The sequence below is a fragment of the Streptomyces sp. NPDC059166 genome (genome assembly GCF_042755185.1).
In the GTDB taxonomy this organism is placed as follows: Bacteria; Actinomycetota; Actinomycetes; order Streptomycetales; family Streptomycetaceae; genus Streptomyces.
In genome coordinates this window covers 175,475-191,416 of sequence record NZ_JBHZCI010000003.1, presented here as the reverse complement: position 1 = coordinate 191,416, position 15,942 = coordinate 175,475, and the positions used below count along the sequence as shown (strand labels likewise).

Annotated in this window: 15 protein-coding genes and 1 pseudogene; 3 read left to right on the top strand and 13 right to left on the bottom strand. The window is 69.8% G+C overall.

All coding sequences use genetic code 11. The features are described 5' to 3' along the window. Positions 1-100: 100 nt before the first annotated feature. The 4 genes from ACFXOA_RS03600 to ACFXOA_RS03585 form a co-directional block, all read right to left on the bottom strand. On the bottom strand, positions 101-475 hold the full coding sequence (locus tag ACFXOA_RS03600) for an FKBP-type peptidyl-prolyl cis-trans isomerase (RefSeq protein WP_385021850.1): 375 nt from the start codon (positions 473-475) through the stop codon (positions 101-103). Between the two features lie 43 nt (positions 476-518). Next, positions 519-1,451: an FKBP-type peptidyl-prolyl cis-trans isomerase gene (locus ACFXOA_RS03595; RefSeq protein WP_385021847.1), complete on the bottom strand. Its 933-nt coding sequence runs from the start codon at positions 1,449-1,451 to the stop codon at positions 519-521. Positions 1,452-1,656: 205 nt separating this feature from the next. Then, the gene (gene pafA, locus ACFXOA_RS03590; protein ID WP_073751411.1) at positions 1,657-3,018 is read right to left on the bottom strand and encodes a Pup--protein ligase; all 1,362 of its coding nucleotides are present in this window, start codon (positions 3,016-3,018) and stop codon (positions 1,657-1,659) included. Between the two features lie 9 nt (positions 3,019-3,027). Beyond that, on the bottom strand, positions 3,028-4,287 hold the full coding sequence (locus ACFXOA_RS03585; protein ID WP_385021843.1) for an MFS transporter: 1,260 nt from the start codon (positions 4,285-4,287) through the stop codon (positions 3,028-3,030). 128 nt (positions 4,288-4,415) lie between these two features. Between ACFXOA_RS03585 and ACFXOA_RS03580 the strand changes: the two genes are divergently transcribed. Then, on the top strand, positions 4,416-5,444 hold the full coding sequence (locus ACFXOA_RS03580; RefSeq protein WP_385021840.1) for a LacI family DNA-binding transcriptional regulator: 1,029 nt from the start codon (positions 4,416-4,418) through the stop codon (positions 5,442-5,444). Positions 5,445-5,502: 58 nt separating this feature from the next. Here the strand turns inward: ACFXOA_RS03580 and prcA are convergent, their stop codons facing one another. From prcA to arc, 6 genes and pseudogenes are all read right to left on the bottom strand, one after another. Then, positions 5,503-6,327, bottom strand: coding sequence for a proteasome subunit alpha (prcA, locus tag ACFXOA_RS03575; protein WP_385021837.1), 825 nt, complete (start codon positions 6,325-6,327; stop codon positions 5,503-5,505). A gap of 55 nt (positions 6,328-6,382) precedes the next feature. After that, a complete protein-coding gene (gene prcB, locus ACFXOA_RS03570; protein WP_385021834.1) occupies positions 6,383-7,228 on the bottom strand; it encodes a proteasome subunit beta in 846 nt (281 codons plus the stop codon). Then, positions 7,180-7,357, bottom strand: a pseudogene (locus ACFXOA_RS03565) (endonuclease domain-containing protein); the annotation flags it as partial. The pseudogene ACFXOA_RS03565 and the gene prcB, both read right to left, overlap by 49 nt. Positions 7,358-7,473: 116 nt before the next feature. Then, on the bottom strand, positions 7,474-7,692 hold the full coding sequence (locus ACFXOA_RS03560) for a ubiquitin-like protein Pup (protein WP_362552119.1): 219 nt from the start codon (positions 7,690-7,692) through the stop codon (positions 7,474-7,476). Between the two features lie 120 nt (positions 7,693-7,812). Then, positions 7,813-9,324 carry a depupylase/deamidase Dop gene (gene dop, locus ACFXOA_RS03555; protein ID WP_385021830.1) on the bottom strand — a complete coding sequence of 504 codons (1,512 nt, stop codon included), beginning with the start codon at positions 9,322-9,324 and terminating at the stop codon, positions 7,813-7,815. Positions 9,325-9,552: 228 nt separating this feature from the next. Beyond that, on the bottom strand, positions 9,553-11,319 hold the full coding sequence (gene arc, locus ACFXOA_RS03550) for a proteasome ATPase (RefSeq protein WP_385021827.1): 1,767 nt from the start codon (positions 11,317-11,319) through the stop codon (positions 9,553-9,555). A 241-nt stretch (positions 11,320-11,560) separates the two neighbouring features. Here arc and ACFXOA_RS03545 point away from each other — a divergent pair, with 241 nt between their 5' ends. After that, positions 11,561-11,872, top strand: a complete 312-nt coding sequence (locus ACFXOA_RS03545; RefSeq protein ID WP_362674568.1) for a ferredoxin — start codon at positions 11,561-11,563, stop codon at positions 11,870-11,872. 3 nt (positions 11,873-11,875) lie between these two features. Here the strand turns inward: ACFXOA_RS03545 and ACFXOA_RS03540 are convergent, their stop codons facing one another. From ACFXOA_RS03540 to ACFXOA_RS03530, 3 genes are all read right to left on the bottom strand, one after another. Then, positions 11,876-12,478, bottom strand: a complete 603-nt coding sequence (locus ACFXOA_RS03540) for a hypothetical protein (RefSeq protein WP_385021823.1) — start codon at positions 12,476-12,478, stop codon at positions 11,876-11,878. Between the two features lie 197 nt (positions 12,479-12,675). Next, positions 12,676-13,584 carry a tRNA (adenine-N1)-methyltransferase gene (locus ACFXOA_RS03535; RefSeq protein ID WP_385021820.1) on the bottom strand — a complete coding sequence of 303 codons (909 nt, stop codon included), beginning with the start codon at positions 13,582-13,584 and terminating at the stop codon, positions 12,676-12,678. An 87-nt stretch (positions 13,585-13,671) separates the two neighbouring features. Continuing rightward, complete coding sequence (locus ACFXOA_RS03530) at positions 13,672-14,922, bottom strand: site-2 protease family protein (RefSeq protein ID WP_385021817.1); 1,251 nt, start codon at positions 14,920-14,922, stop codon at positions 13,672-13,674. 169 nt (positions 14,923-15,091) lie between these two features. On the opposite strand from ACFXOA_RS03530, the gene ACFXOA_RS03525 reads away from it, so the two are divergent. Further along, on the top strand, positions 15,092-15,937 hold the full coding sequence (locus ACFXOA_RS03525) for a RecB family exonuclease (protein ID WP_385022098.1): 846 nt from the start codon (positions 15,092-15,094) through the stop codon (positions 15,935-15,937). The last annotated feature ends 5 nt before the right edge of the window (positions 15,938-15,942 follow it).

Here is a 15,942-nt window from a genome sequence, read left to right as displayed (position 1 = left end):
CGTACTCTCCGACCGTCGACCGTACCGCCCCGGGGTGTCCGGACCAAAGCGAGGGGCCCGCGCCTTGCGGCGCGGGCCCCTGGTGCGGTAACCGGACGGATCAGACCGCGACGAGGTCGCAGACGAAGATCAGCGTCTCGCCCGGGGCGATGCGCCCGCCGCCCGCGCCGCGGTCGCCGTAGGCGAGGTCCGCGGGGATGGTCAGCTGGCGGCGCCCGCCGACCTTCATGCCCTGGACACCCTGGTCCCAGCCGGCGATGACCTGGCCGGCACCGAGCTGGAACTGCAGCGGGGTGCCGCGGTTCCAGGAGGCGTCGAACTCCTCGCCGGTGGAGAAGGCGACACCGACGTAGTGCACGGAGACGGTCTGACCCGCCTGGGCCACCGGTCCGTCGCCCTCCCAGATGTCCTTGATCTCCAGCTTGGCCGGCGGCTCGCCACCCGGGAAGTCGATCTCGGGCTTCTCGATGCTCACTGAGCTGCTCCTCTTACTGATGAAGTGCGTAACCGGGACAGTCTTACATCTTCGCCAGGATGTCGACCGCGAAGACGAGGGTCGACTTGGCCGGGATGGACTGCTGCGCCTCGTTGCCGAAGGCCTGGTCCGGCGGGATGACGAGCAGCACGCGGCTGCCGACCTTCTTGCCGACCAGACCGGTCTTGAGTCCCTTGAGGGTGACCTGGGCCAGCGGGAAGGTCTGGGTCTTGCCCGTCTGGTAGGTGCTGTCGAAGACCTTGCCGCCCTTCCAGAGCTGCCCGACGTAGTTCACGACGACGCTGTCGGTGTCCTTGACGACCTCGCCCTTGGACTCCAGGACGTAGTTGGAGACCAGCTTCTTCGGCGGGTCGCTCTTGGGGATCTCCACGGAGGGCGCCTTGCCGTCCGTGTTGGTACCGACCTTCGGGAGGCCGGCGTCGTCCTGTGCGACCTTCGTGCCCTCGGCGGACTTGGGGATCTGCGTCGCCTTCACGATGTCCACGACGAAGACGAGGGTGGCGTTGGGCTTGATGTCGCCCTGGCCCTGCGCGCCGTAGCCGAGGTCCGGCGGGATGACCAGCTGGACGCGGCTGCCGACCTTCTGTCCGACGAGCCCCTTGTCCCAGCCCTGGATGACCATGCCCGCACCGAGCGTCAGGTCGAACGGCTGCTTGCGGTCGAAGCTGTTGTCGAACGGCTTGGTGGAGTCCCATGCCTGTCCGAGGTAGTTGACCTGGATCGCGTCGCCGTTCTTGAGCGCCGCACCGTCACCCTCGCTGATGACGTCGGTCTTCAGTTCCTTGGGGGGATCTCCCTCCCCCTTGGCCAGGGTGGGCTTCTCACCGAATTTCGTCCCCGCGGTGATCGCGGGGTTGCCCTGGGACGAAGCGGAGTCGGAGGCCTTGTCGTCGCCGCATGCCACCGCGGACAGCAGCAGAAGGGGGACGACGAGAAGGCCGGCAAGTCGGCGCACGGGTTCCTCAGATCTCAGAAGGCACGTGAATGGTCCCCCGACACTCTAAGGGCTCTCCCCCGCTCCCCGGCGGGCACGCGACGACAGGCGCGGCCCCACGCCGCGGGTGCCCGGGCCTCTCGTGGAGTTGCCGGCGGCAGAGCGGCAGGGCCCGTACGAGGAACGTACGGGCCCTGCCGCTCGGGTCGCCGGACGGGACGTCCCGTCACATGCCGGCGATCAGCTTCTCCACCCTGTCGTCGACCGATCGGAACGGGTCCTTGCACAGCACGGTGCGCTGCGCCTGGTCGTTGAGCTTGAGGTGGACCCAGTCGACGGTGAAGTCCCGCCGCTGTTCCTGCGCGCGGCGGATGAAGTCGCCGCGCAGCCGCGCCCTGGTGGTCTGCGGGGGCACGGACTTGCCCTCGAAGATCTTCAGGTCGTTGCAGATGCGGGTGGCCTGGCCCTTGCGCTCCAGGAGGTAGTACAGCCCGCGCCGCCGGTGGATGTCGTGGTAGGCGAGGTCTATCTGAGCGACCCTCGGGTTCGACATCGTCATGTTGTGCTTGGCCCGGTACCGCTCGATGAGCTTGTACTTCATGACCCAGTCGATCTCGGTGCCGATGCGGTCGAGGTCCTCGGCCTCGATGGCGTCGAGGGTGCGGCCCCACAGTTCGAGGACCTGGTCCACGGTCCCCGTGCGGATGCCCCGGCGCTCGACGAAGTCGACGGCCTTCTCGTAGTACTCCCGCTGGACCTCGATGGCGGAGGCCTCACGGCCGCTCGCCAGCCGGACCTTGCGCTGCCCGGTGATGTCGTGGCTCACCTCCCGGATGGCCCGGATCGGGTTCTCCAGCGTGAGGTCGCGCATCACCGTGCCGGCCTCGATCATGCGCAGCACGAGGTCGGTGGCCCCGACCTTGAGGAGCATGGTCGTCTCGGACATGTTGGAGTCACCGACGATGACGTGGAGGCGGCGGTACCGCTCGGCGTCGGCGTGCGGCTCGTCCCGGGTGTTGATGATCGGGCGGGAGCGCGTCGTGGCGGAGCTGACGCCCTCCCAGATGTGCTCGGCCCGCTGGCTCACGCAGTAGACGGCTCCGCGTGGCGTCTGCAGCACCTTGCCGGCGCCGCAGATCAGCTGACGGGTCACGAGGAACGGAATGAGGATGTCCGCGAGCCGGGAGAATTCTCCGTGCCGGGCCACGAGGTAGTTCTCATGACACCCGTAGGAGTTTCCCGCCGAGTCGGTGTTGTTCTTGAAGAGATAGACGTCGCCCGCGATTCCCTCCTCGTGCAGGCGGCGTTCTGCGTCGACGAGCAGGCCCTCGAGAATGCGCTCGCCCGCCTTGTCGTGCGTGACCAGTTCGGTCACGTTGTCGCATTCGGGTGTCGCGTATTCCGGATGCGATCCCACGTCGAGGTACAGGCGGGCGCCGTTCCGCAGGAAGACATTGCTGCTGCGGCCCCATGACACAACACGGCGGAAGAGGTAGCGCGCCACTTCGTCAGGTGACAGTCGGCGCTGTCCCCTGAACGTGCACGTGACGCCGTACTCGTTCTCCAGCCCGAAAATGCGGCGGTCCATGACTGAACATTACGCCTTATGGCCTGAGCTGAAACCGGGTTCGGCAGCACCGTTTCGATCATTTTCCGAACCGGCCACGACGGCGGGCGTACGCCCGGGAGCTGCGAGGACCCTTCCGGTGGCCAGCAGCACCAGCGTCGCGGCCACTCCACCGGCCCCCGCCACGGCGAAACTCCATGAGGTGCCGCCCAGCTCGACGGCCGGGCCCGCGACCGCCGTTCCGGCGGCGGCGCCCACCCCGAAGGTCGTCACCAGCCAGGAGAACGCCTCGGTCACGGTGCCCCGCGGGGCGTGCCGGTCGACGACGATGAAGGAGCAGGCGATCGCCGGGGCGAGGAACACCCCGGCCAGAGCCGCCAGCAGGGTCATGGCGGGCACACCGGGCGTCAGGATCAGCGGCAGATAGCCCAGCGCGAGCAGCCCGACGACGACCCGGAGCCTGCGTTCGGGCGGGCCGGCCCACTGGCGCGCCCCGTACACCGCTCCCCCGATCAGCGCCCCGAGGCCCAGCGCCGCCATCAGCCAGCCGTACACGGACTCCCGGCCGTGGTCGTCCGCGTAGGCGACCGCGGCGACGGTGATGGAGCCGAGGGCGAGGCCGACGAAGAAGAAGGCGCCCAGCAGGGCGAGCAGGCCCGGGGAGCGCAGGGCTCCGAGCCAGTGCGCCTCGCGCGGCGCCGATCGCCAGTTCCTCGACGGCTCGGACAGCACGACGGAGAGCGCGCCCAGCACCCCGAGGGCGTTGATGACCAGCAGGGCGGCGGCGGGCGACCACAGCGACACCAGCAGGGTGACGAGCAGCGGCCCCACCGTGAACATGACCTCCTGGGCCACCGCGTCCATGGCGTAGGCGCGGTGCACGCGGTCCTCCCGGCCGAGGACCGTGGGCCACAGGGCACGCAGCCCGCCCTCCAGCGGGGGTGTGAACAGGCCGGCCACGACGACCGCCGCGTAGGCCGCGGGGAGCGAGCCCAGGCCGGCGAGGGCCAGTCCGGCCATGCCGAGGGCGGAGACGACCGCGGCGGGGAACTGGACGCGCGGCTGCCCGTACAGGTCCACGGCCCGGCCGAGCAGCGGCTGCCCCACCGCGGTGGCGAGCCCGTAGGCGGCCGCCAGGGCGCCGGCCAGCGTGTAGCCGCCGCCCTCGGCCCGCACGAACAGGACGATGGCGATGTGGGCGGTGCCGTTCGGCAGCCTCCCCACCAGGGTCCCGGTGAGCAGGCGCGCGGCGTGCCTCGCCCTGAGGATGTCGAGATATCCCGCAGCCATGTCCGCCCCTCTCCCCCGACGGTGTCACGGCCACGGGGTTTTACGTATAACTTCGGCCTTCATACGTACCATGTGGGCAACCCGGGAGTCCATCCCGCAGCACCGGAACGGCCGGCACGGAGGCATGAGTGAGCAAGGCGCGGCAGCCCGCCCCACCACGGCCCACCAGCCGTGACGTGGCACGGGCCGCGGGGGTCTCGCAGGCCACGGTCTCGCTGGTGCTCGGCGACAAGTGGCGGGGCAGGGTCTCGGAGGCCACAGCCGCGAGGGTGCGGGACAGCGCCGGAGAGCTCGGCTACCGGCCGAATCTCGCCGCCCGCAGCCTGCGGCTGGGGCACACCCGGACGGCCCTGCTCGTCGTGCCCGCGCTCACCAACGAGTTCTTCGCGCGGGTGTACACCGGCGCCGCGGCCGTCGCAGCCGAGCACGGCTTCGGCGTGGTGCTCTATCCGTCCCCGGACGGCACCGGTCCCGCAAGGGACCCCTTCGCCTCGGCGCGCGCGGCGCTGGACGGGGTGATCGCGTCCTCCATGGCCACCGAGGCCCTGGGAGCGCTGCGGGGCGCGGACCTCCCGCTGGTGATGCTGGACAGCGATCCGGGGGACGACGGCGCGGCGGCTCACGTCAATCTCGACATCGCCGACGGGATGCGCCAGGTGACGGAGCATCTGCTGGGTCTCGGCCACCGCCGGTTCGTGCACCTTGCGTCCGCCGTGGACACCTGGACCTTCGCGGAGCGCGCCCGGGCTCTGCGCGAGGCCCTGCGGGACGTCCCCGAAGCCACCGTGCGGACCGTGCGCGCGCCCCTGGACGTGACCGCGGGACGCGAGGCGGCACAGGCGGCGCTCGCCACGCCGGGTCCCCGGCCCACGGCGCTCGTCTGTGACGACGACATCCTGGCCGCGGGCGCCTGCAAGGCCGCACGGAGGCTGGGCCTGCTGGTGCCGGGCGACGTCTCGGTGACCGGGTTCGACGACCTCGCCCTCGCCACCGCTGTGGAACCGGAGCTCACCACCGTGCGCCTGCCCGCCGAGCAGGTGGGTGAGCGCGGCATGAGGGCCCTGCTGGCCGTCCTGGAGGGCCGGGAGGCGGAGGCCGGCGGGCTGCCCGTCCGGCTGGTGCCGAGGGGATCCACCGCGCCCGCGCCGACCACATGACGAGGTCCCCGCCGGCCGTCGTGCGGCTGGCGGGGACCCGGTCGCCGGTCGGTACCGGTTACGGCTTGGCGGGGCCGTCCGTGTCCGTGCCCCCGGAGCCGCCGCCCTCCGGGGCGGACGTCCCGGCCGGGCCCTCGGGCTCCTCCGTGTCGGACGGGGCGTCCGTCGGTGTGGTCCCCGTGTCGTCGGCGCCCAGCAGCCTGGCCAGCTGCCTGCCGACGATCCTCTTGAACTTCCGCTGCTGCGGCCGCGTCCGGTCCAGGACGGCGACCTCGAGCCGCTCGGCGGGAATCTCCCGCTCGTTGCCGTTGGCCTCGCGGGAGAGCGCCTGGACCGCCAGCTTCAGAGCCTCCGCCAGGGACATCCCGTCGCGGTGGCGCTGGTCGAGGAAGCTGCTGATCTGCTCGGCGTTCCCGCCGACGGCGACCGAGCCGTGCTCGTCCACGATCGAGCCGTCGTGGGGCAGGCGGTAGATCTGGTCGCCCTCGGGCCCGACGCCGACCTCGGCGACCACCAGCTCCACCTCGTACGGCTTCTCGGCCGCACTGGAGAAGATGGTGCCGAGGGTCTGCGCGTAGACGTTGGCCAGTCCACGGGCCGTCACGTCGTCGCGGTCGTAGGTGTATCCCCGCAGATCCGCGTAGCGGACCCCGCCGATACGGAGGTTCTCGTACTCGTTGTACTTGCCGGCGGCGGCGAAGCCGATCCGGTCGTAGATCTCGCTGAACTTGTGCAGCGCGCGGGACGGGTTCTCGCCGACGAACACAATGCCGTCGGCGTACTGCAGCACAACCAGGCTGCGACCACGGGCGATGCCCTTCCGGGCGTATTCCGCCCGGTCGGCCATGGCCTGCTGGGGTGAGACATAGAACGGCGTCGACACCGGCTATCCGTCCCTTTCTGTCAGTGACGAGTGCATCGGAGAAGCATCGGGCCGGTCAGAGCAGCGCGGCACGGGGGCCGTCGGGCTGTTCGAGCCGGCGCTCCAGGATCGCGCGCGCGATCTCCGAGGATTCCGTGTCGCCGAGCCTGCGGAAGCCCTCGTCGTTGATGACGGTGACGATCGGGTAGATCCGGCGGGCCACGTCCGGGCCGCCGGTCGCCGAGTCGTCGTCGGCGGCGTCGTACAGGGCCTGTACCACCAGGGTGAGCGTCTGCTCCTCCGTCAGGTCGGCGCGGTACAGCTTCTTCATCGACCCGCGGGCGAAGACGGAGCCCGAGCCGGTGGCCGCGTATCCGTGCTCCTCGGAACGCCCGCCGGTGACGTCGTAGGAGAAGATGCGGCCCTTCTCGCGGTCGACGTCGTACCCGGCGAACAGCGGGACGACCGCCAGCCCCTGCATGGCCATCGCGAGGTTGCCCCGGATCATCGTGGAGAGCCGGTTGGCCTTGCCCTCCAGGGAGAGCGTGGCGCCCTCGACCTTCTCGAAGTGCTCCAGCTCCAGCTGGAACAGCTTGACCATCTCCACGGCGAGGCCCGCCGTGCCGGCGATGCCCACCGCCGAGTACTCGTCCGCCGGGAAGACCTTCTCGATGTCCCGCTGGGCGATCATGTTGCCCATGGTCGCCCGCCGGTCGCCGGCCAGCACCACTCCGCCCGGGTACGAGGCCGCGACGATGGTCGTGCCGTGCGGGGCCTCGACGGCGCCCTGGAGCGGCGGGAGGCTGCGGTTTCCGGGAAGGATCTCGGGCGAGTGGTCGGACAGGAAGTCCATGAACGACGACGACCCCGGCGTCAGGAAGGCAGCTGGTAGACGCCCGGTGCTACGAGTGTTGGCTTCCACGCGTTTCCCTCCAGGTATGCGATGGCCCTGCGCAAGGAGTCAGGATCATCCCCCAACTTGCCGATGGCCGGATTGCAGTTGAAGCGCTACGCCACGGACCCTACCCGCCCCGTGGCGGTGATCAACATGATCGAGGTGCGGAAACGCTTCCGTGGGGTGCCCCTGCGTGGGCGAGGGCACCCCGCGGAAGACGCGGGCCGCCGGCCGGTCTCACCGGCGTGCGGCCAGGACCGGTTCTCCGGCCGTCACTCGCCGCCCTTTTGCACGAACGAGCGAACGAAGTCCTCGGCATTGGACTCGAGGACGTCGTCGATCTCGTCCAGGACGTCGTCGACGTCCTCGCCCAGCTTCTCCTGCCGCTCCTTGAGGTCCTCGGACGCCTGCGCCTCCTGCGCCTGCTCCTCGGTCTCCTCGGTGGAACGTGTCGCCTTCTGCTGTCCGCCGCCGGTGTCCTTGGTCGCCATCTAGCTCACCCCGCTCGGTTCGAAGCACTTGATCAGACCCTACCTACGGGGTCCGACATCGGCCCGGTACTTTCCTCAACGTCCGGAGGTCATCTCATTGATTCCCACCCGGGGCGCCTTTCAGGCCCCCGTCAGCGTCCGGACCAGCTCTTCCGCCGTACGGCAGCGGTCGAGAAGCCCCTCGACGTGGCTACGTGTACCACGCAACGGTTCCATCGTGGGGACCCGTTGCAGTGAGTCACGGTCGGGCAGGTCGAAGATCACCGAGTCCCAGGACGCCGCCGCGACGTCGTCCGCGTACTGCTCCAGGCAGCGGCCACGGAAATAGGCCCTGGTGTCCTCGGGAGGCTTCGTACGGGCCCGCTCGACGTCGCTCTCGTCCAGCAGCCGCTTGATGCTCCCCCGCGCCGCCAGACGGTTGTACAGCCCCTTGTCGGGGCGTACGTCGGAGTACTGGAGGTCCACCAGGTGGAGCCGGGGGGCGTCCCAGTCCAGGCCGTCACGGCGCCGGTAGCCCTCCATCAGCTGCAGCTTGGCGACCCAGTCCAGCTCGCCCGACAGACTCATCGGGTCGTTCTCCAGGCGGTTGAGGGTGTCCTCCCAGCGGGCCAGCACGTCCTTGGTCTGGTCGTCGGCGTCGGCGCCGTACCGCTCCTCGACGTACTTGCGGCCGAGCTCGAAGTACTCCATCTGGAGCTGGACCGCGGTGAGTGTCCGGCCGCTGCGGAGCGTGACCAGCTGCTTCAGCGTGGGGTCGTGCGAGACCTGGTGCAGGGTACGGACCGGCTGGTCGACGGCGAGGTCGACCTTGATGAAGCCGTCCTCGATCATGGCGAGGACGAGCGAGGTGGTGCCCAGCTTCAGGTACGTGGAGATCTCGGACAGGTTCGCGTCGCCGATGATCACATGGAGCCGGCGGTACTTCTCGGCGTCCGAGTGCGGTTCGTCGCGGGTGTTGATGATGGGGCGCTTGAGGGTCGTCTCCAGCCCGACCTCGACCTCGAAGTAGTCGGCGCGCTGGCTGAGCTGGAAGCCGTGCTCCTGGCCGTCCTGGCCGATGCCCACGCGTCCCGCACCGGTGACCACCTGGCGGGAGACGAAGAAGGGGGTCAGATGGCGCACGATGTCCGAGAACGGGGTCTCGCGCTTCATCAGGTAGTTCTCGTGCGTGCCGTAGGACGCGCCCTTGTTGTCGGTGTTGTTCTTGTAGAGGTGGATCGGCTGGGCACCGGGGATCGCGGCGGCGCGCTCGGCCGCCTCCGCCATCACCCGCTCCCCCGCCTTGTCCCAGAGCACCGCGTCCAGCGGATTGGTGATCTCCGGTGAGCTGTACTCGGGGTGTGCGTGGTCGACGTAGAGCCGCGCACCGTTGGTGAGGATGACATTGGCCAGGCCGATGTCCTCGTCGGTGAGCTGACTGGAGTCTGCGGTCTCGCGGGCGAGGTCGAAGCCTCGCGCGTCACGCAGCGGATTCTCCTCCTCGAAGTCCCAGCGGGCGCGGCGCGCCCGGTGCATCGCCGCCGCGTACGCGTTGACGATCTGGGACGAGGTGAGCATGGCATTGGCGTTGGGTTGACCGGGGACGGAGATCCCGTACTCCGTCTCGATGCCCATTACTCGCCGTACGGTCATGCGGCCCTCCTTGCCCGGCGTCGCCCCCGTCCGGGAGCGGCGCTCAAGTACCGCTGCTGGTCCGCGGTGCCGGTCCCCGCACCGCGCGACTCGGCGGATATGGCAGAGCCTAGAGCGCCTCTGCGCCGGAGGGGAGATCAATTGCGTCTTTGTTCGGTGTGGGCGGAGCCCGCTGTGAAAGCGGCCGGCTGCGGATACCCTGCCGGGCATCCGCAGCCGGTCCGCGTTCTACAGGTACTGTCCGGTGTTCGCCACCGTGTCGATGGAGCGACCGGTGTCCGCGCCCTGCTTTCCGGTGACGAGTGTGCGGATGAAGACGATCCGCTCACCCTTCTTGCCGGAGATCCTGGCCCAGTCGTCCGGGTTGGTGGTGTTGGGCAGGTCCTCGTTCTCCTTGAACTCGTCCACGCACGCCTGGAGGAGATGGGAGACGCGCAGGCCCTTCTGGCCCTGCTCGAGGAATGCCTTGATGGCCATCTTCTTCGCCCGGTCCACGATGTTCTGGATCATCGCTCCGGAGTTGAAGTCCTTGAAGTACAGGACTTCCTTGTCGCCGTTGGCGTAGGTGACCTCGAGGAAGCGGTTCTCCTCGGATTCCGTGTACATCCGCTCCACGACCGACTGGATCATGGCGTGGGCGGCGGCCTCCTTGGAGCCGGTGTGCTCGGCCAGGTCGTCCGAGTGCAGCGGCAGCGAGGGGGTGAGGTACTTCGCGAAGATGTCCTTCGCCGCCTCCGCGTCCGGGCGCTCGATCTTGATCTTCACATCGAGACGGCCGGGCCGCAGGATCGCGGGGTCGATCATGTCCTCACGGTTGGAGGCGCCGATGACGATGACGTTCTCCAGGCCCTCCACACCGTCGATCTCGGCGAGCAGCTGGGGGACGATGGTGTTCTCCACGTCCGAGCTGACACCGGAGCCGCGGGTGCGGAAGAGGGACTCCATCTCGTCGAAGAAGACGATGACGGGGGTGCCCTCACTCGCCTTCTCCCTCGCACGCTGGAAGACGAGCCGGATGTGCCGCTCGGTCTCACCCACGTACTTGTTGAGGAGCTCGGGGCCCTTGATATTGAGGAAGTAGCTCTTCCCCGCGGGCTGCCCGGTCACCTCGGCGACCTTCTTGGCCAGTGAGTTGGCGACGGCCTTGGCGATGAGCGTCTTGCCGCAGCCGGGGGGACCGTAGAGCAGGATGCCCTTCGGCGGCCGGAGTTCGTGCTCCTTGAAGAGGTCCGGGTGGAGGTAGGGGAGCTCGACCGCGTCGCGGATCAGCTCGATCTGGTCGCCCAGGCCGCCGATCTTGTCGTAGTCGATGTCCGGGACCTCTTCGAGGACGAGTTCCTCGACCTCGCTCTTGGGGACCACTTCGTAGACGTAGCCGGACCTGGGTTCGAGCAGGAGGGCGTCGCCGGGGCGGATGGTGATGTCCAGGAGGGGCTCGGCGAGCCTCACCACCCGTTCCTCGTCGGTGTGCCCGATGACCAGGGCACGCTCGCCGTCCTCGAGGATCTCCTTGAGGGTGACGATGTCCCCGGCCCGCTCGAACTCCATGGCCTCGACCACGTTGAGCGCTTCGTTGAGCATGACTTCCTGGCCTCGCCTGAGGCCGTCGAGCTCGACACTGGGGCTGACGTTCACCCGGAGCTTGCGGCCCCCGGTGAAGATGTCGCAGGTGTCGTCCTCGTTGGCCTGCAGGAAGACACCGAATCCGGCCGGCGGCTGCGCGAGCCGGTCGACCTCCTCCTTGAGGGCCACGATCTGGTCGCGGGCCTCCCGGAGTGTGTTGGCGAGCCGCTCGTTCTGCGCGGACACGCCCGCCAGGCTGGTCTGCAACTCGACGATCCGCTCTTCGAGAATCCTCGTATGACGCGGAGAGTCGGCGAGCTTACGTCGCAGGACGGCGATTTCCTGCTCGAGATAGGCGACCTGGCCGGCTGGGTCTTCTGACCCCCGCCCGGGCCGGATGCCGCGGTTGATGTCGTCGTCGTGGGCTGCCACGGTCCTCACCTCCTCCAAGGGGAGCTGGACGCTTCCTGACCCTACCTGGGTGGGTGATGATTGAAACCCCTAGATCACAAAGACCTGGGACTGTGTCCGATCTTCACCCTTGCGCTCTCCCTCACGCCAAGGGAATACCCACCCTTCGGCACCGGAAAGCAGCCGGTTGTATCGTCGAAGCGGTCAACACCCGTCAGGGCTGGCTTCAATTGGTGCAGATACGCAGGGAACGGCAGGACTTATGACCGTGCAGCACGACGCTCCGGGCGACAGCGACACGCAGGACCTCGAGGTCTGGATCGACCAGGACCTCTGTACGGGCGACGGCATCTGCGTGCAGTACGCACCCGAGGTGTTCGAGCTGGACATCGACGGTCTCGCGTACGTGAAGAGCTCCGAGGACGAGCTGCTCCAGGACAAGGGCGCCACCACCCCGGTGCCGCTGCCGCTGCTCCAGGACGTCGTGGACTCGGCCAAGGAGTGCCCGGGCGACTGTATTCATGTACGTCGCGTTTCGGACAATGTGGAAGTCTACGGGCCGGACGCGGAGTGACGGTCAGACGCCGCGGGCGGTTCTCTCCGCGGGGCCCGCGGACCTGATGAAGGCGTTCCCCTTCCACTGCCACACGGGGTTCTGCCGTTCGTCGGGGCAGCAACGCGGGACGTCGGCCGAGGAGTAGCCGAGCAGGGTCGCCGAGATGCGGCCCTCAGCCACGGTGAGACCGGTCACCTGGAGATTCTCGGCGGGGTCCACCAGGGTCGCCACGACCCTGGCCGGGGCCCCGTCCGGCTTCGTCACGACGTAGACACCGCTGGGCGGGGTGCCCGACCCCGCGTCGCAGCGGACGACGGCCACGGTCTCGGGCCCGCCGTCGCCGTCCAGGTCCCCCGGAGCGCTGTCGGCGACGGTCTGTCCCGACGGCCCGCAGTCGAGCGGGAAGGCGACGTCCGCGGCGTCGGGCGCCGGCGCGGCGGACGCACCCCCGTGCGGGGCGGTGGCGCGGTGTCCCGGTGCCGGGGAGGTGGCTGTGGCGGTGGCCGCGTCGGGCTGGAGCAGCCCCGCGGCGGCGACCACCGCGGCCATGGCCGTCGCCGTGGCGAGCCAGTGCACCGGCCTGGCCGCGGTGTGCGCGAGGTCCGGGAGCGCGGAGGTCTGCACGCGGTATGTCTCCTGTGGTTCCTGGAGGCCTGGCAGGCGGCGCCGAACGAATGCCTGCCGAGGGGGTGGCCAGCATCGTGCCACACCTCACACCCGAGGGGGAACGGCGGGGTCCGCCCGGACCACGCGAAGGCGCCGCCGCCGTGCCCCGGGTCGGTCCGGGAACACGGCGGCGGCGCCTTCCGGGCTCGGTGCGGTCAGTCGCGGGAAGCGGAACCGCTCCGGGCGCCGGGGCCGTCGTAGTCCTCGCCGTAGGCGCCCTTGGAGGGGCGGCGGCGGCGCAGCGGCGGCTCGACACCGTCCGCCAGCCGGCGGGCGGTGACCAGGAAGCCGGTGTGGCCGATCATGCGGTGGTCGGGGCGCACGGCCAGGCCCTCGACGTGCCAGTTGCGGATCATCGACTCCCACGGCTGCGGTTCGGCGAAGCAGCCGATCTCGCGGATGGACTCCACGGTCCGCGAGAGCTGGGTCGTCGTCGCCACGTACGCGCAGAGGATGCCGCCGGGCACCAGGGCCTTGGAGACGGCCTCCAGGCACTCCCAGGGGGCGAGCATGTCCAGGACGACGCGGTCGACGTCGGTGTCCGAGAGGTTGTCCTGGAGGTCGCCGACGGTGAGCTGCCAGGCGGGATGCGGCGAGCCGAAGTAGCGCTCGACGTTCTGCTGGGCGATCTCGGCGAAGTCCTCGCGGCGCTCGTAGGAGTGCAGCATGCCCTGCTCGCCGATGGCGCGCAGCAGGAAGGTGCTGAGCGCACCCGAGCCGACGCCGGCTTCGACGACGCGGGCGCCGGGGAAGATGTCGCCGAAGGCAAGGATCTGGCCCGCGTCCTTCGGGTAGACCACGGCGGCACCGCGGGGCATGGACAGGACGTAGTCGGGGAGCAGGGGGCGCAGCGCCAGGTAGGCGACGTTTCCCGTGGTACGGACAACACTGCCCTCGGGAGCACCGATCAGCTCGTCGTGCTGGAAAGAACCCTTGTGGGTGTGGAAGTTCTTTCCGGCTTCGAGCGTGAAGGTGTAGTGGCGTCCCTTGGGGTCGGTGAGCTGGACCTGGTCCCCGACTTTGAATGGGCCGCGACGGCGGGCGGCACCGGTCGGTTCGGACATGTGACCAGCCTACCGGTATTTCCCGACCCTCTTGCCGGGGTGCCGGAAGCCGTCGTACCGCCCCGGCCGGGGCGGTACGACAGTTCCTCAGGCCGAGGGACGGGCCATGGCCTTGACGAAGGCGCGCTCGACGTCCGCGGTCGAGAGGACGCCGTAGATGGCCCCGGTCTCCTCGACGACCAGGTACTCGGTGGCGGGGGTGGCCTTGAGCCGGTCCAGGAGCGCCTCGCCCGCGAGTTCCGCGGGCACCCTCATGCCGTCGGTGATGTCCTGGGCCAGGCCGCTGACGGCCACCCAGGGCCTGCGGTGCTCCGGGACACCCGCGATGGCCGCCTCCCGGACGACGCCCTTGGGGCTGCCGTGACCGTCGACGACGACGAGCGCCCGGGCGCCCGCCTCGTTGGCACGGCGCAGCGCTTCGGAGAGCGGGGTCGCGGACTCGACGGGCACCGCGCGCCTCGTCAGGGTGCGCGCCCGCAGGTCGGGAAGGTGTTCGCGGAGCCGGGCCATCCGCAGGCTGTTGCCGGCCCCGGTCCAGATGATGCCGGCGAGGATCGCGGCGAGCAGCGCGTCGGTGACGGTCTCCACCCCGCTGACCTCTTCGGTGGCGTTGCCGAGGGCGCCGGTGTGCGTGAGCAGGGGCAGGCCGATGAGGACGGTGACGGCCAGCCCCCGTCCCACCCAGGCGGCTGCGACGGTGCCGCTCATCGGCTTGCCGGTGATCTTCCAGACGACGGCGCGGAGCATCCGTCCGCCGTCGAGGGGCAGACCGGGCAGCAGGTTGAAGGCGGCGACGATGAGGTTGGAGACCATCAGTCCGGCGAGGAGCACGCCGGGGACGGTGCCCGCGTCGACGAACTGGAGCGGGACGTAGAAGACTCCGCCGAGGACCAGGGACAGGAGCGGCCCCACGAAAGCGAGGACGAACTCGCGGCCGGGTGTCTCGGTCTCCTTCTCGATCTCCGAGACGCCGCCGAAGAACTGGAGCTGGATCCGGCGCACCGGGAGCTTGTAGCGCAGGGCGGCGACGGTGTGGGCGAGCTCGTGGACGAGTACGGAGGCGTAGAAGGCGATGGCGAAGAAGAGTGCGACGAGGTAGCGGAGGCCGCCGAGCTCCGGGAGGACCCGGTCGAGCTGGCCGCCGAAGACCCATGTGATCAGGGCGGCGACGACGAACCAGCTGGGGGCCACGTAGACCGGCACCCCGAAGGGGCGGCCCATGAGGAGGCCTCCGCCGGGCTCGGCCGGGCGTGGTGGCGTGCCCTTGCCGGGGCCGGTGCCGGGGTCCTTCCCCCCTGCGCCGGGCTGCGGGCGCCCGCTGTCGCCGCTCTCGTCCACGGGGTCCCTCCGGTCGGTGGCCTTGCCACGATCATGCTGTGTGCGAGCTCTGTGGTCGATGGTATGCCGCCCGGTGTCGGTGGGGGGCCGTAGGGTCTTCGGCATGACGTCAGTACCGCGCCCGCCTCAGCCACCCTCGTCCCTGTCGCCGTCGCGCGCGAACGATTTCATGCAGTGCCCTCTGTTGTACCGCTTCCGGGTGATCGACAAGCTGCCCGAGAAGCCCAGTGAGGCTGCTACCCGGGGCACGCTGGTGCATGCGGTGCTGGAGCGTCTCTTCGACGCCCCGGCCGCGGACCGTACGGCCCCGAAGGCGAAGGCGCTGATCCCCGGGCAGTGGGACCGGCTGGTGGAGTCGAAGCCGGAGCTGACCGAGCTGTTCGAGGAGGATCCGGAGGGCGAGCGGCTGGCGGGGTGGCTGGGCGAGGCGGAGCGGCTCGTGGAGCGCTGGTTCTCCCTGGAGGACCCCACCCGCCTGGAGCCGGCCGAGCGGGAGCTGTTCGTCGAGACCGAGCTGGATTCCGGACTGCGGCTGCGCGGGGTGATCGACCGCGTCGACGTGGCGCCCACCGGCGAGGTCCGGATCGTGGACTACAAGACCGGCAAGGCGCCGCGGCCGGAGTACGCGGAGGGCGCCCTCTTCCAGATGAAGTTCTACGCGCTGGTGGTGTGGCGCCTGAAGAACGTGGTGCCCCGGCGCCTGCAGCTGGTCTATCTGGGCAGCGGCGACGTGCTGACGTACGACCCCGTCCCGGCCGACCTGGAGCGGGTGGAGCGCAAGCTGCTGACGCTGTGGGAGGCGATCCGTCTCGCCACGGAGACGGGTGAGTGGCGTCCGCGGCCGACCAAGCTGTGCGGCTGGTGCGACCACCGGGCGGTCTGTCCCGAGTTCGGTGGGACTCCCCCGGTCTATCCGCTGTCCGTCCGCCCGGCCGAACCGGGGGAAACTGTGCAGGGCAGAATGGAGCCGGTCCGGTCCGAGGCCGTCCGGGAGGCGGCCCTCGAAGGCCCTTAAGGAGA